The organism is Propionivibrio limicola (genome assembly GCF_009469695.1).
Classification (GTDB): domain Bacteria; phylum Pseudomonadota; class Gammaproteobacteria; order Burkholderiales; family Rhodocyclaceae; genus Propionivibrio; species Propionivibrio limicola.
Window position 1 is genome coordinate 13,048 of sequence record NZ_SSSR01000005.1, and the last position, 25,641, is coordinate 38,688.

19 protein-coding genes are annotated in these 25,641 nt (G+C 60.7%); 8 read left to right on the plus strand and 11 right to left on the minus strand.

Translation table 11 applies throughout. The annotated features are described in order from the left end of the window. Positions 1 to 7: 7 nt before the first annotated feature. Genes prsT through GH659_RS05960 form a run of 4 tightly spaced genes read right to left on the minus strand, consistent with a single transcriptional unit; the run spans position 8 to position 7,742 of the window. Positions 8 to 2,791, minus strand: a complete 2,784-nt coding sequence (prsT, locus tag GH659_RS05945) for an XrtA/PEP-CTERM system TPR-repeat protein PrsT (RefSeq protein WP_170285833.1) — start codon at positions 2,789 to 2,791, stop codon at positions 8 to 10. A 47-nt stretch (positions 2,792 to 2,838) separates the two neighbouring features. After that, entirely contained in the window at positions 2,839 to 4,197 is a 1,359-nt protein-coding gene (prsR, locus tag GH659_RS05950; protein WP_153110129.1) for a PEP-CTERM-box response regulator transcription factor, read from the minus strand. After that, on the minus strand, positions 4,194 to 6,311 hold the full coding sequence (prsK, locus tag GH659_RS05955) for an XrtA/PEP-CTERM system histidine kinase PrsK (RefSeq protein ID WP_153110131.1): 2,118 nt from the start codon (positions 6,309 to 6,311) through the stop codon (positions 4,194 to 4,196). Before prsK ends, prsR begins: the two co-directional genes overlap by 4 nt. 48 nt (positions 6,312 to 6,359) lie before the next feature. Next, positions 6,360 to 7,742, minus strand: coding sequence for a TIGR03013 family XrtA/PEP-CTERM system glycosyltransferase (locus tag GH659_RS05960; RefSeq protein WP_153110133.1), 1,383 nt, complete (start codon positions 7,740 to 7,742; stop codon positions 6,360 to 6,362). A 208-nt stretch (positions 7,743 to 7,950) separates the two neighbouring features. Here GH659_RS05960 and GH659_RS05965 point away from each other — a divergent pair, with 208 nt between their 5' ends. Beyond that, positions 7,951 to 8,316 (plus strand): YchJ family protein, encoded by a 366-nt coding sequence (locus GH659_RS05965; protein ID WP_343030092.1) that lies wholly within the window; start codon positions 7,951 to 7,953, stop codon positions 8,314 to 8,316. Then, a complete protein-coding gene (locus tag GH659_RS05970) occupies positions 8,313 to 9,056 on the plus strand; it encodes a tRNA pseudouridine(65) synthase TruC (protein ID WP_246167742.1) in 744 nt (247 codons plus the stop codon). The genes GH659_RS05965 and GH659_RS05970 overlap by 4 nt, the downstream gene beginning before the upstream one ends. On the opposite strand, the gene tilS is transcribed toward GH659_RS05970, so the two are convergent. The 3 genes from tilS to GH659_RS05985 all read right to left on the minus strand — a co-directional run bounded on the left by tilS (position 9,053) and on the right by GH659_RS05985 (position 12,424). After that, positions 9,053 to 10,468, minus strand: a complete 1,416-nt coding sequence (gene tilS / locus GH659_RS05975) for a tRNA lysidine(34) synthetase TilS (RefSeq protein ID WP_153110137.1) — start codon at positions 10,466 to 10,468, stop codon at positions 9,053 to 9,055. The genes GH659_RS05970 and tilS overlap by 4 nt on opposite strands. Further along, the gene (locus tag GH659_RS05980; RefSeq protein WP_153110139.1) at positions 10,437 to 11,405 is read right to left on the minus strand and encodes an acetyl-CoA carboxylase carboxyltransferase subunit alpha; all 969 of its coding nucleotides are present in this window, start codon (positions 11,403 to 11,405) and stop codon (positions 10,437 to 10,439) included. The genes tilS and GH659_RS05980 overlap by 32 nt, the downstream gene beginning before the upstream one ends. A gap of 86 nt (positions 11,406 to 11,491) precedes the next feature. Continuing rightward, a complete protein-coding gene (locus GH659_RS05985) occupies positions 11,492 to 12,424 on the minus strand; it encodes a DMT family transporter (RefSeq protein ID WP_153110141.1) in 933 nt (310 codons plus the stop codon). A gap of 118 nt (positions 12,425 to 12,542) precedes the next feature. On the opposite strand from GH659_RS05985, the gene GH659_RS05990 reads away from it, so the two are divergent. Beyond that, positions 12,543 to 13,451, plus strand: a complete 909-nt coding sequence (locus GH659_RS05990; RefSeq protein WP_153110143.1) for a LysR substrate-binding domain-containing protein — start codon at positions 12,543 to 12,545, stop codon at positions 13,449 to 13,451. Positions 13,452 to 13,503: 52 nt separating this feature from the next. Here GH659_RS05990 and GH659_RS05995 read toward each other — a convergent pair whose 3' ends face one another. Beyond that, the gene (locus GH659_RS05995; protein WP_246167743.1) at positions 13,504 to 14,643 is read right to left on the minus strand and encodes an acetate kinase; all 1,140 of its coding nucleotides are present in this window, start codon (positions 14,641 to 14,643) and stop codon (positions 13,504 to 13,506) included. Between the two features lie 16 nt (positions 14,644 to 14,659). Between GH659_RS05995 and GH659_RS06000 the strand changes: the two genes are divergently transcribed. From GH659_RS06000 to msrA, 5 genes are all read left to right on the plus strand, one after another. Further along, a complete protein-coding gene (locus tag GH659_RS06000; protein ID WP_153110148.1) occupies positions 14,660 to 15,091 on the plus strand; it encodes a hypothetical protein in 432 nt (143 codons plus the stop codon). A gap of 144 nt (positions 15,092 to 15,235) precedes the next feature. Then, positions 15,236 to 18,136, plus strand: a complete 2,901-nt coding sequence (locus GH659_RS06005) for an adenosylcobalamin-dependent ribonucleoside-diphosphate reductase (RefSeq protein WP_153110150.1) — start codon at positions 15,236 to 15,238, stop codon at positions 18,134 to 18,136. A gap of 109 nt (positions 18,137 to 18,245) precedes the next feature. Further along, positions 18,246 to 19,322, plus strand: a complete 1,077-nt coding sequence (locus tag GH659_RS06010; protein WP_153110153.1) for a tartrate dehydrogenase — start codon at positions 18,246 to 18,248, stop codon at positions 19,320 to 19,322. Positions 19,323 to 19,416: 94 nt separating this feature from the next. Further along, on the plus strand, positions 19,417 to 20,190 hold the full coding sequence (locus GH659_RS06015) for a sulfite exporter TauE/SafE family protein (RefSeq protein ID WP_153110155.1): 774 nt from the start codon (positions 19,417 to 19,419) through the stop codon (positions 20,188 to 20,190). A gap of 85 nt (positions 20,191 to 20,275) precedes the next feature. After that, on the plus strand, positions 20,276 to 21,496 hold the full coding sequence (gene msrA, locus GH659_RS06020; protein ID WP_153110157.1) for a peptide-methionine (S)-S-oxide reductase MsrA: 1,221 nt from the start codon (positions 20,276 to 20,278) through the stop codon (positions 21,494 to 21,496). 21 nt (positions 21,497 to 21,517) lie between these two features. Here msrA and GH659_RS06025 read toward each other — a convergent pair whose 3' ends face one another. Genes GH659_RS06025 through hemN form a run of 3 tightly spaced genes read right to left on the minus strand, consistent with a single transcriptional unit; the run spans position 21,518 to position 25,574 of the window. After that, positions 21,518 to 21,724: a heavy-metal-associated domain-containing protein gene (locus GH659_RS06025; protein WP_153110159.1), complete on the minus strand. Its 207-nt coding sequence runs from the start codon at positions 21,722 to 21,724 to the stop codon at positions 21,518 to 21,520. Positions 21,725 to 21,742: 18 nt separating this feature from the next. Next, a complete protein-coding gene (locus GH659_RS06030) occupies positions 21,743 to 24,154 on the minus strand; it encodes a heavy metal translocating P-type ATPase (protein WP_246167745.1) in 2,412 nt (803 codons plus the stop codon). Between the two features lie 16 nt (positions 24,155 to 24,170). Further along, positions 24,171 to 25,574, minus strand: a complete 1,404-nt coding sequence (gene hemN / locus GH659_RS06035) for an oxygen-independent coproporphyrinogen III oxidase (protein WP_153110161.1) — start codon at positions 25,572 to 25,574, stop codon at positions 24,171 to 24,173. Between the last annotated feature and the right edge of the window lie 67 nt (positions 25,575 to 25,641).

Genomic DNA, 25,641 nt, shown 5'->3' on the forward strand with positions numbered 1-25,641 from the left:
ACGGTGCTTACAACCCTTTCAGCAGTTGCCCGACTTCGGCCTGCGCAGCGAACTTGTCGCCGAGCTTGGCCAGTTCGTCAAGTTCCTTTCTTGCTTCTTCCTTCTTGCCGCTCTTGATCAGCGCCTTCGCCAGATTCAGGCGAATCGCCGCGTTATTCGGCGCGAGGCCAGACGCCTTTTTCAGCAGGTCGAGTCCCCGCCCGGTTTCCCCATTGGCGACAAGGTACGCCCCAAGCGTATCGAGAATGTTCGGGTTGTCCGGCATGAGCTTGTACGCCCGCTCCGCGTATTCAATCCCTTTCGGATCCTTGAGCTGCAGCGACACCCAGGCAAGATTGTTGAGGACCGCCGGATTGTTCGGCTGCGCCGCGACCATTGCCTGGAAATGCTTGCTCGCGTTGATGAAATCCTTGCGCGCCATGGCGGACTCCGCTAGATACGCTCTGAACTGGAGGTCGCGCGGATGATCCTTTGTCCAGCCATCAGCAAACTTTTCCGCTTCGGCCGCATTGCCTGCATTCCCGCCCGCCATCAAGGCCGCGTGAAGTTTGATCGCGACCGCCACCTCGGCCCGTTGCCCGAGCCCTTTGCGATACGAGGCGGTCGCATCCGGCCAGGCCTTCTTCAGCGCATGCAGGTCGCCTTCCAGCACATAACCGACAGCTTCCTTCGGGCGCTGCTTCTGCACTTCCCGGGCACGCGCCAACGCTTCATTGGTCCGTCCGGCGTCAAAATCGAGCATGATGATGCCGCGCTGCGCCGGAACGTAATCCGGTTTGACCGTCAGCGCCTTCTTCAGGCTCTGCATGGCGGCATCCTTGTTCTTTTGCAGCAGGTAGACCTCGGCCATCTTGACGTGCGGCTGCGCGGCATTTGGCATCAGAGCGGCCAGCTTTCCGTAATGCACCAGGGCCAGGTCGTAATCGCCGGCCGCTTGCTGGGCGCGGCCTGCCGCATCCAGTATTTCCGGCCGCTCGGGCAGAGTGGCAAGCGCCTGTTGGGCAGCCGCGACAGCTTTTTTGGTGTCCTTGGCGCTCAGGTAGAGTCCGATCAGTGCGACATGAGGCACCGGCTCCGTCGGGTTGGCGGTAATCGCCTTGCTGATCAGGCCGGCCACCTCGTCGGTCTTGCCGCCTTCCCGCATCTTCAGCTCCGCCAAAGCGAGCAAGGCTTGGGCATTTTTCGGATCCTTCGCCAACACGCCTTCAAAGCGCTTTTTCGCTTCTTCGGGCTTCTTGTCGCGCAGATCAAACCGGGCCAGATTTGCCGCGGCCGGATAGTAGGCGGGATTCTTGACCAGCGCCTGTTCGAAGCTCTTGCGGGCGCCGGCCACGTCGTCTTTTCCTAGCAACGCGGTGGCCCGGAGGCTGTGCGGCAACGGACTGTCGGGCTGTTTTTTCTCCAAGTTCGCAATCGACTTGAGCGCCTGATCGAATTTGCGTTGCTTCAGTTGCGAAGCAATCAGCGCCATGTCGGCCGCGATACCGGAATCTCCGGCGGCGATCTGCTCCAGTTCCCGATAAGCCGTCTCGGTTTCGCCTTTGGCGAGATGCGACAGCGCGACCGAGGTCCGTTTCGTCTTGTTTTCCGGGTCGAGCCGGGCCGCCTTCTCAAAATAGCCGCTGGCCTTCTCGGCTTCGCCGTTCTGCATGAACACATCGCCGGCCAGCGCCAGCATGTCCGAATTGTTTTCGATCTTGTCGAGGACGGGCCGAAGAACACCGAGCGCCTTGTCCGGCTGATTGCTCCGCAGGTAAGTCGCAATCAGAATCCGCCGCGCCATGCCGAGTTCCGGCGTCTTGGGCAGAGCCGACAACAGATACGTCTCGGCAGTCACATATGACTTCAGTTCGAATTCGATGGCGCCTGCCAACTGGATGCCAAGCGGGCTGTCGGGAACAATCTTCAGATGCTGTTGAATGTTCTCCTTGGCGACCTCGTAATTCTTTTGTTGATAGGCCAGCGATGCATTCAGGTAAGTCGTCTGCGGGTGTCCCGGAGCGACCCTGTTCATCTCTTCCAACTGTTTGCCGGCCGCCTCAAGATTGCGCGACTCCATGTGGACGGCAACGATCGCCGACAGCGCTGGGAAATAGTCGGGCTTGGCCTCAAGCGCTTTCCGGTAGGCATTGATCGCGTCCGCCTCCTTGCCCTGCGCGTTGAGGATGTCCCCTTTCAACTGCCAGGCTTCGTGAAGCCTGGGCACCTTGGCCAGCACCGCGTCGACCATGGCCAGTGCTTCCGGCAGATCGCGGCTGGCGGCCTTGAGCTTCGCCTGGCCGACGATAGCCGGGCCATAATCCGGCACAGCTTTCAAAGCCGCCTCGAAGGCGGCCTTCGCTGCATCGCCTTTGCCTTGAGCGAGATAGGCTTGGCCGACGACCGTCTGCAATTCGGCATTGCCTTCCGGCGCGGTCAGCACAACGCTGGCGTAACTGTCGGTGACTTTTTGCGCCTGCCCCAGCATCAATTGCGTCCGCGCCACGAGCGGAGTGAGTTGATCAGCCGGATAGTTGAGGTCGGCGGCCTTGCGCAGTTCGACCTCGGCCGCCGTCGGGTTGCCGCTCTCCAACAGGGTTTTGCCGAGCAGGAAGCGGGCCTCCGGCAGATTCGGGTCCGACTGCAGGGCATTTTTCAACTGGATGACCGCCGCCTTGTGATCGCTCTTGGCCATGTAGTCCTTGGCCGAAGCCAGCATCGCTTCTGGCTTTTCGCCACTGCACGCAAACAGAAAAAGGCTGGATAGCAACGCTGACAGAACCATCCGCGGCTTCGATTGTGGGGTCGTCATGTGAATCCCTCGCTGAAAAGTTGGGCTCCGGAATTTCCGTTATCCGCCTATTTGATCCCGAAGCGGTGCATCAGGTCGTAAAGCGTCGGCCGGCTGATGCCAAGAATTTCCGCTGCCTTGAGGATGTTGCCGTCGGCCCGTCCCAACGCGCTGATGACCGCTCTTTTTTCGGCGTCCTCGCGTGATTGCCGCAAATCGATCCGTGATTCCTCTTTCGCATCGGGAAGAGTCAAGCCAATGTCGTCGCGCGTGATTTGATTCCCATCGGCCATGATGACCGCGCGCTTGATGCAGTTTTCCAGCTCCCGCACATTGCCCGGCCACGGGTACGCCTCGACGGCCCGCAACGCATCCTCGCGCAAGGTCATCGCTCCGCGCTTTTGTTCCTCGGCAAAGCGTCTGACGAACGCATGCGCCAGCAGCGCCGCATCGCCGGGTCGCGCCCGCAACGGCGGCAAGGTGACGGTAATCTCGGCCAGGCGGTAGTAAAGATCCTCGCGGAATTGCCCCTGGCGGATAAGCGCCTTCAAATCCTGATGCGTCGCGCAGACGATGCGTACATCGACGTCAATTTCCTGACGGCCGCCAATTCGCTCGATCGTTCGCTCCTGCAGGAAACGCAACAGTTTGGCCTGCAAGGAATGCGGCAAATCGCCGATTTCGTCGAGCATCAGCGTGCCGCGATTGGCCGTTTCGATCTTGCCCGGCGTGGTTTTGACGGCTCCGGTGAACGCACCTTTTTCATAACCGAACAGTTCGCTTTCGAGAAGATTTTCCGGAATCGCCGCGCAATTGATGGCAACGAAACGTTCTTTCCGACGCCCTGATGCCGTGTGAATCCCGCGCGCGATCAGTTCCTTGCCGGTGCCGCTTTCGCCGAGAACGAGGATGGTCGCATCGCTTCCGGCAACCTTCTCGGCCATCCGGCAGGTGCGCAGCATTTCCGGATCGCGGGTCAGCAAACCGGAAAAAACATCCGGCTGCTGCATCAACTGCAGCCGCTTGTTCTCCTGCTGAAGATCGAAGAGCGAATAGGCGCGGGCAATCATCAACGCCAGCATGTCGATTTCAAAGGGCTTGGCGAAAAAGTCATAGGCGCCGAGCGCCACCGCCCGCAGTGCATTGCTGCGATCGTTCTGGCCGGTCAGGACGATGATTTTGGTGTCGGGTTCGATCGCCAGAATTTCCTCGATCAACCGGAAGCCTTCCGAAACCGAATCGGGGTCGGGCGGCAGACCGAGGTCCATGGTGACAACGGGCGGTTGGTAGCGGCGCACCATCGCCAGCGCACTCTCGCGGTCATCGGCCGTCAGCGCTTCGTATTGGTCAAACGCCCAGCGCAGCTGCTTTTGCAGCGCCGGATCGTCTTCCACAATCAACAAAGGTCGCAGTCTTTCCGAACTCATTGCCGCTCTCCCTCGCTCCGCGCGTCTGAATTCATTTCAGTTCCTTTATCGACATAAGGCAACCACAATGTGACACGCGTTCCGGCGTCGACCTCACTTTCGACCGTTACTTTGCCGCCGATTTCCTGAATGTACTGAAAACTCTCGTAGGCGCCGATGCCCATGCCGGAGGCTTTCGTCGTCTGAAACGGCTTGAACAGCCGCTCGCGGATGAATTCGGGGCTCATGCCGTGCCCCGTGTCGCCGACCTCGACCACGGCAAATTCCGGCTGCCGCTGCAGACTGACCCACACACGCCCGCCGTGTTCCGTCGCATCCAGTGCGTTCTGCACAACGTGGCCGATAACGCGCTCCACCCTGTCCTCGTGCCCCTTGGCAACGACCTTGCCGTCACACAGCCGGGTTTCAACGACGCGCCCCTGCCCCGCCCTGGCGCTCTGGATACGCCGGATGGCGTCGCCAAGATCGACGCCGCGCGGACCTTCGATCGGCGTCGCCCCTTCGCGCAGTTGCATCATCAATTGGCGCATGCGATCCACCGAGTGCTCAACGGTCATCAGCATGTCCTTCTGGAACTCCGGGTTGTCACGATGGCGTTCCGCATTCTTCAGCATCAACGAAAGTTGCGCGACGATGTTTTTCAGATCATGGACGACAAACGCGGACATCCGGTTGAAGGCGTCGAACTTCCTCGCTTCGAGCAGCGCCTCGGTCGCCTGCATCTGGCCGAGGAAGGCGCCGGCCTGGCGTCCCGCCGTCTTGAGCAGGTCTATGACCTCCCAATTGATGTCGAGCTGTGTCCTCGCCGTCGCCAGAATGACGAAGCCGATCATCCCGTCGCCCGACGCAAGCGGCACCAGCAACCACGCGTTCGGAATCCGGCTCAGCCATTCCGGAAGGTGAAGGCCAGCATAGCGCCCAGGCTGTGCGCGATATTCCTCAAGGTCAATCACCCAGTTGCGCTCCGACAAGAATGTCGTCAACGAACTTGTCACCTCCTCCGTATCCATCGCTGGCGGCATGTTCCAGGCCGCTGCCTGCGCATGAAAGCGGCCCGACGGATCCTTCAACCAAAGCGCGCCGGCCGGACTTTCGACCATCTCGGCCAGTCCCTTGATCACGTGTTCGCCCATCGTCGAAAACTCGTCTTGCGACGACAGAACGCTCGTAAAGCGCAGCCACTCATCGCGATAGTCATAGCGATAACGGAAAAAGTGCTTGCCAATGAAAACGCGCAACCTCGCCCGCACCGAGGCCGACAACGCCAGGATGCCGAGCAGCAGCAACGAAGCAAACAGCAGGGCCAACTGGAAGGCGCGCCCCCACTCCCCGCCAAAGTAACGGACGTAATAGCCGGCCGCAGCAACGAACAACAGGTAGATACCGACTGCAACCAGGCTCGCCGACTGCAGCGCGGCGCGTTGGGACAACACGACACGGTTCTTCCAGTCGTGGCTCCGCAGCGTCGACAGAACGACCAGCGGCACCACCAGCGCGTGAACGAAGCCGCGAATCGCGAACGCGTCGGCATCGATGCGGTTGAACAACAGCGCGTCGGAATACAGATAAAGATCAAACAGCACCGCGCCGCCCAGCCCGATGCACAGCGGCTTGATGTTCCAGCGGGAATCGGGAACAGCATTGCGAAAAAGTTGCTCGACGAGAAGCAGGGCAAAAACGGTGGTGCCCAGCGAGATAAGCAACACCAGCCGATGCGGCGAGAAAGGCAGCGACGGCGCAAGAGGAATCAGGAACTGCGCGAGCAAGCCAACCGCCAGCAACGCCACCGCGGTCGTCCGGAACAGGCGCAACCGGCGAGCCATCTCGCGGTCGTCCGGTGACTCCGGACCCAGCAGAATAATGAGGAAGAAATACCAGGCGCCGAAGCGCAACAGGTCGCCCAACAGATTTCCGGCCAGAAACACCGACAGCCCCGTCAGCGCATAGGCCATCCCGGCAATCCCCCAGAGGGCGCTCAGCAGCATGGCAACACAGAGGTAACGTCGACGCCGCCCCGCCTGCCAACCGGCCGCGAGGTAAAGCGCGAAAACGCCGTACACACCGCCGGCGAGGCCGTAACTCCAAGCTGTTATCAGTTCTCTACTGGCATCCAATCTCCGCTCTCCCTCTTGTTATGCCGGAGCGGCAAGCGTTTTAATCCTTTATTGCGCTCCCTTGCCGGTGAGCACCACACCAACAGTCTCGAAGAGAATCACGATGTCCAGGAACAGGGTATGGTTTTTGACGTAGTACAGGTCGTACTGAAGTTTCTGGAGCGAATCGTCGACCGACGCGCCGTAGTGGTAGCTCACCTGCGCCCAACCGGTTACGCCCGGCTTCACGCTGTGGCGAACCGCATAGAACGGAATTTCCCGGGTCAGCCGATCGACAAAGTAAGGACGCTCGGGCCGCGGCCCGACCAGACTCATGTCACCCGCCAGCACGGTGAATAGCTGCGGCAACTCGTCGATGCGGAGCCGTCTGATGATCCGTCCGACCCGCGTCACCCGGTTGTCGTTGGCCGCCGCCCATTTCGGCGTGCCGTCACTCTCGGCATCCTTCCGCATGCTGCGGAATTTGATGACATTGAACGTACGCCCGTTGCGCCCGACGCGTTCCTGCCGATAGAAAACGGGGAAGCCGTCTTCGAGAATGATGAGCAGTGTCGTCAGCAACATCACCGGTGTTGCCAGCAACAGCAAGATCGAGGCGGCAACGATATCGAAGACCCGTTTGATCAATGTCCGCCCCCAGCCCTGGCGGAAACCGTCGCCGAAGATCAGCCAGCCGGCTTTTAACGAATCGAGCCGGATCTGCCCCAGCGCACGCTCGAAATAGGACGCCAGATCCAGCACGCGCACGCCGGACATCTTGCAATCCAGCAATTCGCGCAACGGCATCACCCCGCCTCGCCGCTCAAGCACGGCGACGATGATTTCATCGACGTTCAACGCCGCCACGGTATCCGACAGCGGCTTCTCGCGCGGGAGGATACGCTGCCCCGGGATCGTCATTCCGGCGTCGTTCGGTGTTGGATAAAAACCGACGATTTCGATGTCCGGATCGGTGTCGAGAAGCACGTCGCCGACCTGACTGGCCTCCTTGCCTGCGCCAAAGACCAACACCCGCCGCGTAAGCGCCTTGGCGTTATGCCGACGCAACGAATAAGCGCGGTGCAGCAAGGTCAGGAACAGCGCGAACAAGGCGGACAACACCAGAATCCGCTGGTTGTCGTCAGCATTGGATAACAACGAGAAAACGCCGTAGGCAAAGGGAATCGACAAGTACAGCGACAGCACGGCGCGCGACCTGATCTGCTCGGCCGACGAGCCTCGTCGCCGGTTGTACAGTCCGAGCCAGGCGTTGAAAAGGACCATCGCCAGCGCAAAGGCGACCGCGAAAACGACGAGGTTCTCGACCTCAACCTTCTCACTTTGGCCCCACAAAAGGACCGGCGAGATCACGCAAACGACCGTGAAAACCAAGTCGAACACCATTCGGAGTATTGTTTTCCAATAAACCCAATGGCTAAATACCCGGATCACGATGCACCTCCCCTCTTTTCCCTCCCGTTGAAATAAGGCCCGAGAGAGTCTGCGCAACAAAAATGAACGTGACAGCAGCCAATCGTTACGCGTTCAGAAGAACATGCCTCTTATTGATTGAACAAAACCTATGTCAAGAAAGCAAGCTTTCAGTTCCCTATCCGGTACCTTTTCAAGCTTATGTCCGTGCGGAAAATCCGCCGATTACCTGAAATGCTGCGGCCGATTTCATGGCGGCGAGCGGGTTGAGGTCGCGCCCGACGCCGAAACGCTGATGCGCTCCCGCTACACGGCCTACACACTCGGACTGGAGCCTTACCTGCTTGCGACCTGGCATCCGGACACACGACCGGAGTCGCTCCAGTTGTCGGAAGACAAGGCAACACGTTGGCTCGGACTGGAGATCAAGCGTCATGAGATGACCGGAGAAAACAGCGCCATCGTCGAATTCGTGGCGCGCTACAAGATTGCCGGACGCGCTCATCGGCTTCATGAAACCAGCCGGTTTGTCCGGGAAGATGGCCGCTGGTACTACGTCGATGGTGAATTTCCGGCAAAGGACGGTTCAAAGTGACGACAACACCGAAGGAAGAACTGCCGATTCTTTACCGGGACGAATACCTGATTGCCGTTCACAAGCCTTCCGGGCTGCTTGTCCATCGAACCTTCCTTGACCGCCACGAAACGCGTTTCGCCGTCCAGCTACTGCGCGACCAGATCGGGCAGCACGTCCATCCGACGCACCGGCTCGACCGCGGCACCTCCGGCATCCTGCTCTTCGCCCTCGATCGCGATGTCTGCAGCGCCGTCGGCAAACAGTTTGAAGCGCAAAACGTCGACAAAACCTACCTCGCGATCGTGCGCGGCTATCCCGATGAAGCCGGCCGCATCGACCATCCACTGACCCGCCAGTTCGACGACTACGAATTCCGCAAGAGCGCCGGAACAGCAGAAGCCCAGGAGGCCGTCACCACGTTCAGACGGCTCGCCACCGTCGAACTACCGTACCCCGTCGACCGTTACCCGACAAGCCGTTATGCCCTGCTCGAACTCAAGCCGGAAACCGGACGAAAGCACCAACTGCGCCGTCACCTCAAGCACATATCGCATCCGATCATCGGCGACGCGACCTACGGCAAGGGGCGGCACAACCGGCTGTTTCAGGAACTGTTCGGCTGCCATCGCCTGCTCCTCGCCTGCACCGAACTGCGCCTGACGCATCCGGTCAGCGGCGATGCGCTGCGGATCACGTGCCCGTTGGCGGAAGAGTTCCGGAGTGTGCTGGTCAGGCTCGGCTGGGATCGGGTCGTTTAATCCGGGTTCCCGGCTTCCCAGACGGGCAGAATCCCCGGTTCGCCGGCAGGGCAGACAAATGACGCGTCAACGCCGACGCGCCCGACCCAGACCAGTTGTTCGCCGCACCAAAGCAGCGGCAACCGGGCGCGTTCCCAAGGCGGAATGGCTGACTCCTGCAATAGGTTTCGTAACGTGCGCCGCGGACGCCTTGCATCTGCCTGAAGGCGCTCGCCGCCGCAACGGCGCTTGAGCCAAACCTCACCGGCAAGCAGGTGGCTGCGCGCAATGCCTTCGCCGATCACAGACTCGAAGCGCACCTGGCCACCAGCCCAAGGCAACGCGTACTCGCCATTCCAGCGAAGATCGGAGAGATCACTGTCGCTGACGTGGCCAACGACATACAACTCGCCGCGATAGGCATGCAACGCCCCGTCCGCCGTCGACACGCAAATTTCCGAACGGCCGGAAACGGTGGCCAACTGCCGCCGCGCTTCTTCGATCCAGCGCGTATCCGGCGCACGGAATCCGACCGCCAGCCACTCGAAACGCAACAGGTTGCGCGCCCGCGCCGGCGAAAGCGCGTTGAAGCCGGCCAGCCCGATCCTGCCCGACGGCATCGCCACCGCAGCACAATCTTCCGCCGCCAGTTCGTCCAGCAATTCCGCGCCCTCGGCGAAATGGCTCGCTGCCCGCGCCAATGAACGCTTGGCGCCGGGAAACTTCGCCTCCATCAACGGCACCACCTCATGGCGCAAAAAATTGCGCCGGAAGTGCGTCTCACGATTGCTTTCGTCCTCGATCCAGCGCAAGCCGTGTTCCGCAGCATAAGCCTCGATCGCACTTCGCGAAACCTCCAGCAACGGCCGAACCAGATGCGGCCCGCCAGATTGCGGTCGCTCGGCAAGCATTCCGGCCGCCCCGGCGATGCCGGCTCCGCGTAGCAGATTCAGCAAAACCGTTTCGGCCTGATCATCCTGGTGGTGCGCGAGCGCCAGCCAGTCGGCATCAACCGCGGCAAAAACCGCGTGCCGCAACCGTCGGGCGGCTCCTTCCAGACCTTCGCCGCTCGCGCGCGGCACATCAACTCTCTCGATGTGGAGCGGGACGCCGAGCGTGCGGCAAATCGATGAACAAAAATCAGCCCAAGCGTCGGCGTTTGGACTGATGCCGTGATGGACGTGAATCGCGGAGAGAAGAATGTTCGAAGACGAGCTTGCCGGCCGCCGAGAGTTCAACAACCGGTGCAAGGCGTGCAGAAGAACCACCGAGTCGCCGCCTCCTGACAAGGCGACACAAACGCGATCACAGAGCTTCAAGCGATTATTGAAGAATACGGCCAGCGCGGCCTCGACCGGATTTACCACGTTGGCAGACGCAAACAAACGATCAGCGCGACACTCAACGGCTGGCTTGCTCTTTGGTGCGGCCATAGGCCATCAGACGGGTAAAACGCGCTTCCAGAAGCTCTTCAAGCGACAGGCTGCTCAGGTGCTTGAGCGCATCCTGCAGCGCCTTCTTGAGATTGTTGGCCATCGCCGCCGGATCGCGGTGCGCGCCACCGACCGGTTCGTTCACGACCTTGTCGACCAACCCCAGTGTTTTCAGTCGGGAGGCCGTAATGCCCATGATCTCGGCCGCATCGCTCGCCTTGTCGGCGCTTTTCCAGAGGATGGACGCGCAACCTTCGGGCGAAATGACGGAATAGGTCGAATACTGCAGCATCTGCACTACGTCGCCGATGCCAATCGCCAGCGCGCCGCCCGAGCCACCCTCGCCGATGACCGTCACGATGATCGGTGTTTTCAGCCCGGCCATTTCGTACAGGTTACGGCCGATCGCCTCGGACTGCCCGCGCTCCTCGGCGTCGATGCCTGGATAGGCGCCCGGCGTATCGATGAACGTAAAGATCGGAATGGCAAATTTTTCGGCCAGCTTCATCAGGCGCAGCGCCTTGCGATAACCCTCCGGACGCGGCATGCCGAAATTGCGATAGAGCTTTTCCTTGGTGTCGCTGCCCTTTTGATGGCCGATGACCATTACCGGTTGCCCATTAAACCGCGCCAAGCCACCGACGATCGCATGGTCATCGGCAAAGGTACGATCCCCGTGCAACTCTTCGAAATCGGTAAAAATCAGCTTGATGTAATCGAGCGTATACGGCCGCTGCGGATGACGAGCCACCTGCGCAATCTGCCATGGCGACAGTTTGGCGTAGATTTCCTTGGTCAGGTTCTGGCCCTTTTTCTCGAGACGGGCGATTTCCTCGGAAATATCAACCGCCGAATCTTCCTGGGCAAAACGCAGGGTTTCGATCTTGCCTTCAAGATCGGCGATGGGTTGTTCAAAATCGAGAAAGCTGGTTTTCATCAGACGTCGGCCGGATTTGAAACCGGGCCATTCTACTCCAAAGCCACCGGCCGGGATCGAACGCGCCCCCGGCACGATGGATTCCCCTACGCTCTGGCCGGAGCCCTCTGGTGCGTAACCAACCAGATTCCCGAACACACCAACAGCAGCGCCGCCATGTTGCGCCATTCGAGAACCGTTTCGCCGAGAAAAATCGCCGACAAAATGGCGCCGAAAATCGGCACCAGAAAGTTGAAGATGCTCACCATGCCGACCGGGTTGTATTTGAGCAGCACGCTCCACAGTGTGTAGGCGAAGGACGAATTCAGCACGAGATAACCGAGCAGCAAGGCCGATTCGACGGTTACATTACCTAGCCGTCCGCCCATCGCGTAACCCACAACCAGCAGCACGGCGCCTCCGATCGTCAGCTGATGCCCGGTCATCAGGCGCGAATCCATGTTTTGCGAGACTTGCTTGCCATAGACCATTCCCGCCGCCATGAAGAACGCGGACAGAACGACGGCGCCTTCGCCAATCAGCGTGAAGTGGAAATCGAGCAGATTGTGATTGAAATTCACCACCAGAACCCCGGCAAAACCGATCAGGCATCCCAGGCTCTTGCTCCACGACAGGCGATCGTTGCGATAAATGAAGTGGGCCAACAAAACGCCGAAGAACGAGACGGTCCCGTTCAGCACCGAACTTTTCACCCCGGTGGTGTGCGCCAGCCCAAGGTAGAAGAAAACGAACATCACCGATGTCTGGAGCAGGCCGAGTTTCGTTACCTCAAGCCAGTTCCTGGAGGTGAGCCGGAAGATATTCTCGCCCGAAGCAATCGCCACGAACTCCAGCACCAGGCCGGCCAGCATGCTGCGCCAGCCGGCAAAAACCAGCTTGCCGGCCATATCGTCCGGCATGAGCCCGAGCATGGCAAAACCGCTTTTGATGGCGGGGTACGAACTTCCCCACAAGAGGCACGTGAATATGGCCAGCAGAAAAACGACTTTCCGGTTCGAAAAAAACGGATGCGCGTCCAAAGACCTTCTCCCAAAGTTGGTTGTTCTTGTGATGAGGGATTATCCGCTGATCGATGGCCATATCAATTGCATTAAATTGTCGTAATTGATAAGTTTTTCTTATCAACAAGGGGAGCGCATGGATTTTCGCCAATTTCGTTATTTCGTCACGACGGCCGAAGAGCTGCATTTCGCCCGCGCCGCAGAACGGCTGGGCATCGCGCAACCGGCATTGAGTCAGCAAATCAAGGTACTGGAGAACCAGCTCGGAGCGAGGCTTTTTTATCGCGCGAAGCGCCGTATCGAATTGACCGATACCGGGGCGGCGTTTCTGGAGGAAGCGCGGGCCACGCTCGAACGCGCCGAAAAGGCCGTGCGGGTTGCCCGCGATACGGCACGCGGCGAAGCCGGGAGCATCGATATCGGAATTGTCGGGTCGGTCATGTACGAGCCGCGTTTCCCGCATCTGCTGAAGAATTACCGCAAAGCCCATCCCAACGTCCAGCTTTCGCTGCACGAGATGCCGATCCTCGCCCAGATCGAGGCCGTCCAGTCGCAGCATCTCGACATCGGCATCATCCGCGAACCGATTCCGCCCGGCATGCCTGAGGAACTGGAACTCTTCACCTTGTCCACGCAACGCCTTGTCGCCGTCCTGCCGCTCGACCACCGGCTGGCAATTCAAGACAGCGTGGAACTCGCTCAGTTGGCCGATGATCCGTTTCTCGCCTTTCTCGATCCGAGTGGCGTCGGCATGGGGCAGGCTTTACTCGACCTTTGTCGACATGCCGGCTTCGAGCCGAAGATCACACAGAAGGTCGCAGAAATTGCGACGCTCATCAGTCTCGTCGCGGCCGGATTTGGCGTGAGTCTGGTGGCGGATATCGTTCGCCATCTCCAGCTCCCCGGCGTTTGCTATTTGCCGCTCGCGGACATCGAGGCGCGTTCGAATCTGATCGTCGTCCAGCGGCGTTTTGAACGATCCGCTACCGTTCGCGGCTTGCTTGAGGAAATACGCGGCGCATCCCCATCCTCTTCACCCGATTGAGGACAACAAAAAAGCGGCCAAAGCCGCTTTTTTGCCGAAAGACCGTTGGGTCTTACTTGCCGACGATTTCCTTGGTGTCGCGAGCGATCACCAGTTCTTCGTTGGTCGGCACGATCATGACCTTGATCGGCGAATCGGGCGTCGAGATAACGGCTTCCTTGCCGCGCACGTTGTTAGCCGCAGCGTCGAGCTTGATGCCCAGAGCGCTGAGCTTTTCAACGACGGAACCGCGGAAGTCGATACCGTTTTCACCGATACCGCCGGTGAAGATGATCGCATCGACGCGGCCCAGTTCAACGGCATAGGCACCGATGTACTGGAGCGAGCGGTGACGCAGCACGTCGATCGCCAGTTTGGCGCGGGCGTTGCCTTCCTTGGCGGCGGTTTCGACGTCGCGCATGTCGGAGCTAACGCCGGAAATACCGAGCAGGCCCGACTTCTTGTTGAGCGCGTTGTCGATGTCGGCGAAGGACATGCCGTTGTTTTCGGCCATGTACTTGATGATGCCAGCGTCGATGTCGCCCGAACGGGTGCCCATCACGATGCCTTCGAGCGGGGTCATGCCCATGCTGGTGTCGTACGACTTGCCGCCCTTGATGGCGGTGAAGGACGAACCGTTGCCCATGTGGCAGGTGATGCAGTTGAACTGATCCTTGGCGATGCCGAGGATTTCGGCAGCGCGCTCGGACACGAAGCGGTGCGACGTGCCGTGGAAACCATAGCGGCGAACGTGGTTCTGCTCATACCACTCGTACGGCAGCGCGTAGATGTACGACTCGGGCGGCATGGATGCGTGGAACGCAGTATCGAACACGCCCACGTTCGGAACGCCCGGCAGCGCGTGCATCATGGCCTTGATACCGGTGATGTTCGGCGGGTTGTGCAGCGGAGCGAGCGGGATGCATTCTTCGAGCGCGGCGAGCACGGCGTCGTTGATCAGAACCGAACCGGAGAACTTCTCGGCACCGTGAACAACGCGGTGGCCAACAGCCGTAATGTCGGCGAGCGACTTGATAACGCCGACCTTCGCATCGACCAGCTTGTCCAGCACCATCTTGATCGCGACTTCGTGGTTGGCGATCGCGGTCGTTTCCTTGATCTTCTCGCCATTGGCCGGTTCGTAGGCAATGATCGAGTCGTCCATGCCGATGCGCTCGACCAGACCGACGGCGACGCGGTGTTCGTTGGACATGTCAAGCAACTGGTACTTGAACGAAGAGCTGCCGCAGTTCAAAACAAAAACAAACATGATTTATCCCTTAGTGTTATCAACACGAATCAACGTGAAAAGCCCGGTCGATGACTGTCCGAAAAGCCTATGGACAAGGTTCGCACCAGCGAACTCTTGTCCGGGCGACATCCACGCAAATGCCGCCGACACCTTTGTCGCGAACAGAAGCCGGCAAATTACGCCAGACCATGACCAGCCAACCGGCGATTTTAACAGAAGCAGTTCGCAAACGCTGCTTCAGACCGTCGATTTAGTCATTGTCAGAAAGCTCCGGAAAGGTCGAAAAATTCTCGGAGATTCTCGAAAGCGGCTGCAAAACCGTGATTTAACAGCGTTTTCCAACAGCCACGCCGCGCCACGCAAGAAAACTACATTTAGTCAAGCCGTTGCGCATCACCACTACATGTAGTAGCTTTATCACCTACCGAGGGGAAACAGCCAGAAACCTTGGCGTACGTTTTCCCCCTGTCGCCTACGCAGCGAGTCAAAAAACAGCTAACGCCCCACGACACCGCCGAACAACAACTTTTCACGATTACGAAAGAGGCAAACCATGAGTGAGAATGGTCAGAACGCTCAGCAACTATCCTTGGCCGCCATTGCCGAAATGCCGGAATTCGCGCCCCTGCCCGAACAGGAAATCTCCGTCGAGGTTCTTGTCGAGAAATATGCCAAGGGTGCCGAAACCAGCGTTCATGACGTTCGCCGTCGGGTAGCTCATGCGCTTGCCGCTATCGAAGATGAAAAGCATCGCACCAAGTGGGAAGAGCGCTTTTTGTGGGCACAGGAAAACGGTTTCATTCCGGCCGGCCGCATCAATTCCGCCGCCGGGACGACGCTTGCCGCTACCCTGATCAACTGTTTCGTGCAGCCGGTCGGTGATTCGATCGTTGAAATCGTCGATGGCCGGCCGGGCATTTACACCGCGCTGGCCGAAGCGGCCGAAACCATGCGGCGCGGCGGCGGTGTCGGTTACGATTTTTCCTCGATCCGTCCGCACGGCGCGCAAGTCCGCGGCACCCAGTCGCGTGCCTCCGGCCCCGTCTCCTACATGCGCGTTTTCGACCGCTCCTGCGAGACGGTCGAATCGGCCGGCGCCCGCCGCGGTGCGCAAATGGGCGTGCTGCGCTGCGACCACCCGGACATCGAACTGTTCATCCACGCCAAGGATCATGGCGACCTGACCAACTTCAACGTGTCGATCGCCGTCACCGACGACTTCATGAAAGCCGTTGAAAGCGACAGCGACGTCGAACTGGTACACCGCGCCGAACCCAATACCGACATCAAAGCCGAAGGCGCTTATCAGCGTGACGACGGCCTCTGGGTCTACCGCAAGGTGCGCGCACGCGACCTGTGGGACCAGGTGATGAAATCCACCTACGACCACGCCGAGCCGGGCATCCTCTTCCTCGACCGCATGAACAAGGACAACAACCTTTATTATTGCGAAGTCATCGAAGCTACCAACCCGTGCGCCGAACAGCCGCTGCCGCCCTATGGTTGCTGCTGCCTCGGCTCGATCAATCTAACCCTGTTCGTCAGAAATCCATTCACCAACCAGGCTGAATTCGATTTCGACGCTTTCGGCGAAGTGGTCAGGGTTTCCGGCCGCATGCTCGACAACGTGCTCGACGTCACCGCCTGGCCGCTTGAGCGCCAGAAAGAAGAAGCCGCCAACAAGCGTCGTGTCGGCCTTGGCTTTACCGGCCTCGGCGACACGCTGTGCATGCTCGGCCTGCGTTATGACCGTCCGGAGGCTTCGGCGATGGCGGCCCGCATCTCCGAATACATGCGCGATACGGCCTATCTGGCATCGGTCGAACTCGGCAAGGAACGCGGCGCCTTCCCGCTGTTCAACGCCGAGATGTACCTCTCCGGCGGCAACTTCGCCTCGCGCCTGCCGGCCGATATCAAGGCCGAAATCCGCAAGCACGGCCTGCGCAACTCGCACCTGCTCTCGATCGCGCCGACCGGCACCATCTCGCTGGCCTTCGCCGACAACGCATCGAACGGTATCGAACCACCGTTCTCCTGGACGTACAACCGCAAGAAGCGCATGGCCGACGGCACGATCAAGGAATACGCCGTCGAGGATTACGCCTGGCGCCTTTACAAGCACATGGGCGGCGATGTCGAAGACCTACCCGATTACTTCGTGACGGCACTGGAAATTTCCGCCGAAGCGCACAAGAACATGGTTGCAGCCGTCGCGCCGTACATCGACACCTCGATCTCGAAGACGGTCAACGTGCCGGCCGATTACCCCTATGAAGACTTCCAGGGACTCTACATGAGCGCCTGGAAGGCCGGCCTCAAGGGCCTCGCCACCTATCGCCCGAACAGCGTGTTGGGAGCGGTGCTCTCGGTTGAATCGACCAAGCAGGCTGAAGAAAAGAAACAGCCGCAGGACTTCGTCAGCGGTGACGCCAACCGTCGCCTGTCGATCAAATCGCTGCCGGCACCGGTGCTGTCCAGCCTGCGCTGGCCAGGCCGTCCGAGCCTGCCGGAAGGCAACATGGCGTGGACCTACATGATCGACCACGGCCAAGGCAAGTTCGCCCTCTTCGTCGGCCACGTCGAACAGGAAGGCCGCGCCTGGCCGTTCGAAGCCTGGGTCAATGGCCCAGCCCAGCCGCGAGGCCTCGGCGCCGTCGCCAAGACGCTGTCGATGGACATGCGCGCCAACGACCACGGCTGGCTCAAGCTCAAGCTCGAATCGCTGGCCAAGACGCCGGACGGCGACGGCTTCGATATGCCCTTCCCGCCGCATGGCGAACACAAACGCATGCCGTCGCTCGTTTCCGCCATGGCTCGCCTGATTCAGTACCGCGTCGAACAGCTCGGCGCGTTCAAGAACGAAGGCGATGCCACGCCGGTACTCGACGCCCTGTTCAGCCTCAAGGAACCGAAGACCGGCACCGACGGCACGCTGTCCTGGACCGTCGACATCTTCAACCCGGCCACCGACGAAGACTTCGTCCTCGGCCTCAAGGAAATCACCCTGCCCGACGGCGTCACCCGCCCCTACTCGGTGTGGCTCTCCGGCAACTACCCGCGTGCCCTCGATGGCCTCACCAAGCTGCTCTCGCTCGACATGCGCGTCCTCGACCCGGCCTGGATCGGCATGAAGCTGCGGAAACTGCTCGATTACCCGGAACCGCTCGGCGACTTCATGGCTTTCGTCCCTGGCACCCGCAAGCAGCAGACCTACCCGTCGACCGTCGCCTACATTGCGCACCTGATCATCCACCGCTACGCCATGCTCGGCATCCTCGACGAGAACGGTTTCCCGCTGCAGCAAATGGGTATTCTGCAAGCCCCGGCGGCCGGCAGCACCGCGCCGAAACCCACGGCCGGCAAGCTGTGCGGCGAATGCGGCAACTACACGATGATCCGCAAGGACGGTTGCGATTTCTGTACCGCGTGCGGTGCAGTCGGCTCCTGCGGTTAAGCCTCCCGACATACCGTCACACGGCCCGCCACCTCAGACGTGGCGGGCTTTTTCGTTTTGAATCGTTTCAAATCCGCTATTCTTGCCCCCCATTGAACGGAGGATACGCATGAACACGAAAAGAATCGCCGTTTTCGCTGGCGACGGCATTGGCAATGAAGTGATGCCCGAAGGGCTGCGGGTGCTGGAAGCAGCCGCCCGGAAATTCGATCTTGACCTGCAGTTCACCACATTCGACTGGGCGCACTGCGACTACTACCTGCAGCACGGCAAGATGATGCCGGACGACTGGGCGGAGCAGTTGAAGGGTTTCGACGCCCTTTACTACGGTGCCGTTGGCTGGCCGGACAAGGTGCCGGACCACATTTCGCTGTGGGGATCGCTCCTCAAGTTCCGCCGCGACTTCGACCAATACGTCAATTTGCGCCCGGCCCGGCTGATGCCCGGCGTGCCCTGCCCGCTGGCGAACCGGCAGGTCGGCGATATCGATTTCCTGATCGTGCGCGAAAACACCGAAGGCGAGTATTCGTCGGTCGGCGGCCGCATGTTCGAAGGCACCGAGCGCGAAACGGTGCTGCAGGAAGCCATTTTCACCCGCAAGGGCGTGGACCGCATCCTGAAATACGCCTTCGAGCTCGCCCAGAAGCGCCCCAAGAAGCACCTGACCTCGGCGACCAAGTCGAACGGTATCGCCATCAGCATGCCGTACTGGGACGAGCGCGTCGAAGCGATGGCGAAAAACTATCCGGACGTGTTGGTGGATAAGTACCACATCGACATCCTGACCGCCCGCTTCGTGCTGAGCCCGGAGCGCTTCGACGTCGTCGTCGCCTCGAATCTCTTTGGCGACATCCTGTCCGATCTCGGCCCAGCCTGCACCGGCACCATCGGCATCGCCCCGTCGGCCAATCTCAATCCGGACCGCACCTTCCCGTCGTTGTTCGAGCCGGTGCACGGATCGGCGCCCGACATTTTCGGTCGCAACATCGCCAATCCGGTCGGGATGATCTGGTCGGGCGCGATGATGCTCGACTTCATCGGCAACGGCGATGCCACGTTTACCGCCGCGCACGACGCCATCGTCAAGGCCATCGAAACCGTACTCGTCGAAGGCCCGCGCACGCCGGACATGGGGGGCAACGCCAAAACCGGCGACGTCGGGAAGGCCGTGGTCGAGGCCCTTTGATGACTCGTTGTTCCGGCCGCGCGTAACAGTACGGTCATAGCGGTGTCTTATGGTACTGAGCCTCCCGCTGACTTGACCAGAAAGCCACCCAGCAATGAACACTCTGATCATCGCCCTCGCCGCCTTTCTTGCTTCCGGGCTGACCCTGTTTTCTGGCTTCGGCCTCGGAACGCTGTTGATGCCCGTTGTTGCCCTGTTCTTTCCGGTGGACATCGCTATCGGCATCACGGCGCTGGTGCACTTGGCGAACAACGTTTTCAAACTCGGCTTGCTCGGACGCCAGGCCAACATCGGTGTCGTGGTGCGCTTTGGCCTTCCGGCGGTGGCGGCCGCTTTCGCCGGCGCGCTTCTACTCGGCCAACTCGCTGCCCAGCCGCCATTTATCGAGTATGTGGTGGCCGGCAAAGCGCTTCAGGTCGTGCCGCTCAAGGCGAGCGTCGGGCTGCTCATCCTGTTGTTCGTCGGCCTTGAGCTGTCGCCGGCTTTCGCCGCCAAGTCGTTCGACCGCAAATACCTGCCTCTGGGCGGCTTGATCAGCGGTTTCTTCGGTGGTCTGTCCGGTCATCAGGGCGCTTTTCGCAGCATGTTCCTGATCAAGGCCGGCCTGACCAAAGAACAGTTCGTGGCAACCGGCGTCGTGCTGGCGGTGATGGTCGACGTCGCACGGATGAGCATTTATGGATGGGAAGCCGGCGCGGCCGCGCGCGAAGTGGATTGGTGGCTGGTCGGCATTGCGACGATCTCGGCTTTCCTCGGCGCCTTTATCGGCGCACGCCTGATCAGGAAGGTGACGATTCACTCGATTCAGCTCGCGGTATCTGTTTTGCTGGTCATCGTCGCGTTCGGGCTGATCAGCGGCTTGCTCTGAAAACGCGGTAACGGAACCCACCGGAGATCGTGCCATCCAATGAAGTGAATTCTTTGCCCGCGCAACACTTTCCGGGGAGACACTGATGGATGCAACCAAACCCGACACCATAATTCTCGGCATGGGGTGTTTCTGGGGCGCCGAAAAGAGGATGGCTGAACTGGCCGGGGTGATCGACGTCGAAAGCGGCTACGCCAACGGTGAAGTCGCCGGCAACTACGAGGCAGTTCTGGCCCACGAGCGGGCGTTGCGCTTCGGGCTCTCCCGCCAACGCAATCACGCCGAGGTCGTAAAAGTCACCTTTGATCCGGCGCGCGAGGATCTCGAAACGGTGCTTATCCGCTTTTGGGAAAGTCATGACCCGACGCAGGGCGACCGGCAAGGCAACGATATCGGCAGCAACTACCGGAGCGCGATCTACACCACCAGCGAAATGCAGCGGGCCATCGCGCTGAAGACCCGCGACATTTACCAGCGCGCGCTGACCCGCGCCGGGTTCGGGAAAATCACCACGGAAATCCTGCCGCTGACGGCCTACTACCGGGCCGAGGACTACCATCAGGATTACCTCTGGAAAAACCCCGACGGCTACTGCGGCCTGGGCGGCACCGGCGTTCCTTACCCGCGGACTGCCACTGGATCGCCAATCAATGAAACGCCCCGCAAGGCGCTGGATGCAACGACGCTCGACAGCGACCTCCAACTGATCGTGTTCGAAGCGCCGGGATGCCCGTCCTGCAGGCAGTTCGCGACGGAGATCGTCGATCGCTGGGAATCGGACGTACCAGTCGCCCGCACGTTGGGCAAAGAAGCTCCCGCTGGCTGGGGGCTCAAGCACCCGATTCTGGCCACGCCAACCACCGTTCTCTTCAAGCAGCGCAACGAAGTCGGACGCTTTACCGGCTATGAGGGCGACCCTCCGCGTTTCTGGCAATGGCTTGGGTCATTACTGCTCACGCCCGAGCAGTACGAAATCGCCTTCAGCCACGGCACGGAGTGCGCCTTCACCGGGCCGCACCTCAAGGAAAAGCGACCAGGCCGCTTTGTCGACCCGATCACGGGCGCGACGCTCTTTCGCAGCGACGCCAAGTTCGAGAGCGGGACCGGCTGGCCGAGCTTTTTCAGGCCGGAGGAAGGAGCGATCACGCTGCACGAGGACGAGTCCTACGGCATGCGCCGGATCGAAGTCCGCAGCGCGAGTTCGGGCATCCACCTCGGCCATGTGTTCGATGACGGTCCGGCACCGACGTTCAAGCGTTACTGCATCAATGGCAAGGTGCTGAAATTCGTCCCGGATAACGGTTAGTTGGCCGTTGCGCTTGCCGTGTCAAACGACATCGAATCCCGCGTCTTCGATAGCGGCCTTGAACTGGGGCGGCGTCACTTGATCCGGATCGAAGTCGATTTCGGCCTGGGCCGGCTCCAGAGTGACCGTGACGGCAGACACTCCGGGCAGCGCCTGCAGCACGCCGGTCAGATTCTTCACACACCCCTGGCAACTCATGCCGGCGATACCGATAACCCAATGTTGCATATAAATTCTCCTTGAAATTCAGCGCCCCGCGCCCGGCTTCCAGCGCTTGAGCAGCAGCGAATTGGACACCACCGACACCGAACTCATGGCCATGGCCGCACCGGCAAAGACCGGATTCAGCAAGCCCATCGCCGCAAGCGGGATGCCCAACAGGTTGTAAATGAAAGCCCAGAAAAGATTCTGGCGGATTTTGCCGAGCGTCGCCCTTGAGAGCGCGATGGCATCGGCAACGCCGCGCAGGTCGCCGCGCACCAGCGTAATGTCGGCCACCTCGATCGCGGCGTCGGAACCGGCGCCCATGGCAAAACTGACGTCGGCCGCGGCCAGCGCCGGCGCATCGTTGATGCCGTCGCCCACCATGGCGACGAGAGAGTCGCCCGACTTGAGGGCATTGACGGCCTCCGCCTTGCCAGCCGGAGAAATGCCGGCGCGGAATTCCTCGATGCCGGCGCGCCGTGCAATCGCCGCCGCGGTCACGGGGTTGTCGCCGGTCAGCATGACGACACGCACGCCGAGCGCTTTCAGCCGCGCCACGGCGTCCGGGGACGTCTCGCGCAGGGGATCGGCAATGGCCAGCAATCCCAGCGCCGTATTGCCTTCGGCCAGCACGACGACGGTTTTTCCTTCGCCTTGCAGCTCCGTCAGCTGTGCGGAAGGAAGTTCAGCATCGGGAAACCAGGCCGGCGCACCCAGCCGCAAGCGGCGCTCCTCGACAACGGCTTCGACACCGGCGCCCGGTATCGCCTTGAACTCCGTGACATCCGGCAAGATCAAGCCAGCGGCTTGCGCCTGCTTGAGAATGGCTTGGGCCAGCGGGTGCTCGGACCCCTGTTCCAGTGCCGCCGCCAGCCTCGATACATCGTTCGCAGACGCCGCCAGCGGGACGCTGTTGGTCACTTCCGGCTCGCCGCGCGTCAGAGTGCCTGTTTTATCGACCGCCAGAATGCGCGTCTTTTCGGCTCGCTCAAGCGCTTCGGCGTTCTTCACCAGAATTCCGGCACGGGCACCCTGCCCGGTGCCAACCATGATCGCCGTCGGCGTCGCCAGTCCAAGCGCGCACGGGCAGGCGATCACCAGCACGGCCACGGCGTTGATCAACGCCTCGCTGAACACGCCGCCGTAAAACCACCAGCCGGCGAAAGTGAATAAGGCGATGACACACACAATCGGCACGAAAATCGCCGAAATGCGGTCGGCCAGCCGCTGGACCGGTGCTTTCGACCCCTGCGCTTCAGCCACCAGGCGAATGATTCCGGCCAGCAAGGTGTGTTCACCGACGCCCGTCGCACGACAACGCAACATGCCTTGTGCGTTCGCCGTCGCCGCGAAAACGCGGTCGCCGGGATGTTTGGCAACAGGCATGCTCTCCCCGGTCAGCATGGCTTCATTGACGTTCGACGCACCGTCGAGCACCTCGCCATCGACGGGCACGCTTTCCCCCGGGCGAACGATGAAGATATCGCCGGGAATCAGCAACGCGGCGTCGATTTCGACGAGTTGCCCGTCGCGCTCGACGCGCGCCGTTTTCGGCTGCAACCGCACCAGCGCCTCGATGGCCGCCGTTGTCCTCGCCTTGGCCCGCGCCTCGAGCAGTTTGCCGAGCAGCACCAGCGTGATCACAGCGGCCGACGCCTCGAAATACACCGGCAGATGATGCAGGTTGCCAAGCACGACGAAGGCGCTGAAAAAATACGCGGCGCTCGTTCCCAGCGCGACCAGCACGTCCATGTTCGCGCCACCGCCACGGACGGCTTTCCAGCCGCCGTCGTAAAAACGCCAGCCGATCCAGAACTGCACCGGCGTCGCCAGCACGAGTTGCAGCCAGCGCGGCAAAACGTCCTGGTGCTGGCCGGCCAGCGCATCTGCACTGAACATCGTAGCCATTTGCGCGACGAGCGGCAGCGTCAGTAGCGCGGCGATCCAGAAACGTTTGACCTCAGCGCGGTAAGCGGCAAGCTTGCGCTCCTTTTCTTCCCCGCGCGCCCGGTCGTCGGCAACGCGTCCCTTGAAGCCCGCTTTCGCGATAGCCGCGAGTACGTCATCGGCGGCGACGACACCCGGCTGATAACGCACGCGCGCCCGCTCGGACGCCAGATTCACGGCAGCTTCCGCCCCCGGCAGACGATTCAGCACCTTTTCGAGCCGCGTCGAGCACGCGGCGCAGGTCATGCCTTCGATCGTCACTTCCATCGTTTGCAGCGGCACGCCGTAACCGGCTTTTTCAATGCTCGCGACGACCTGCTGCGGCGACGTTGCGGCAGAAGCAATTTCGACCCGCGCATGCTCGGTCGCCAGATTGACGCTGGCCGTCACGCCCGGCAGGCGGTTGAGGACTTTTTCGATGCGCGCCGCACAGGCCGCGCAGGTCATGCCGCTGATGGGGAGATCGAGACCGCGGTACGTTTCATTGGAAGATTGTTTCTCAGTCATGCGGAACGGTGATTTTTCAAATCACTTTCGAGTAACGGTTAAGCGCACGCCCGGCGCGCAGGCGTGCGTCGAAAACCATGGCGACGACGCGCACCAGCATGCGCCCCGGCGGCAGGACGGTAATCCGTCGCTCGCCGATGCTGATCAGGCCAGCTTCGGCCATTTCCGCCAGATCGGCCAGCTCGGCGGCGAAATACGAGCGGAAGTCGATTCCATGCGCCTTTTCAACCGCATCGAACGACAGCACGAAATGGCACATCAGCGACTGGATGATCGAACGGCGCAACACGTCGTCCGCTGTCAGTTCGATGCCGCGAAACACCGGCAGGATGTCGTTGTCGAGCCGCTCGTAGTATTCGTCGAGCGTCTTGACGTTCTGGCTGTAGGTTGGCCCGACCTTGCCGATCGAGGTGATGCCGAACGAGAGCATGTCGCAGTCGGAATGCGTCGAATAGCCCTGGAAATTGCGGTGCAACCGACCTTGGCGTTGGGCGATCGCCAGTTCGTCGTCGGGCTTGGCAAAGTGGTCCATGCCGATGAAAACGTAGCCGGCCGACGTCAGCTTGTCGATGGTCAGCGCCAGGATGTGCAATTTGGCGTCGGGCGTCGGCAGGTCGGCATCGAGAATGCGGCGCTGCGGCTTGAACAGCGTCGGCAGATGCGCATAGTTGTAGATCGACAAACGATCCGGGCTGGCCGCCAGCACGCGGTCGAGTGTGCGCTCGAAACCGGCGACCGTCTGCTTGGGCAGTCCGTAAATCAGGTCGACGCTGATCGACTTGAAACCGTTGGCGCGCGCCGCGTCCATGACGGCGAAGGTTTCTTCCTCGCTCTGCAGGCGGTTGACGGCCCGCTGCACCTGCTCGTCGAAGTCCTGAATGCCGAGGCTCATGCGGTTGAAACCCAACTCGGCCAGCAGATCGACGGTAGCGCGGTCGACCTTGCGCGGATCGACTTCGATCGAATACTCTCCACCATCGAGCAGGCGGAAATACTGGCGCGTCATCGCCATCAGCTGGCGCATCTCATCGTGCGACAGGAAAGTCGGCGTGCCGCCGCCCCAGTGGAGCTGTTCGACGGCGTTATCCTCCGGATCGAGAAAGCGCCGTTGCAGCGCCAGTTCCTTGCCGAGATATTTCAGGTACTTGGCCGACCGCCCGTGATCCTTGGTGATGATCTTGTTGCAGGCACAGTAGTAGCAGATCGTCGTGCAGAACGGCAGGTGGAAATACAGCGAGAACGGACGCCGCTCAGCCTTCGCGCCGTCACGCCGGTTCGTCAGCCAACGTTCATAAGCCTCCGGCCCGAATGCATCGGTGAACCGGTCTGCCGTCGGGTACGACGTATAACGAGGACCGTTAATGTCGAAACGCCGGATGATGCCTGGGTCAAAAACGGGATTGTCTGTGCAAGTGTCCATGGACCAAGGGATCGACGGGGATCCGGAAAGTTCAAAAGGGCGAACCACTTTATATCACATGGTCCGC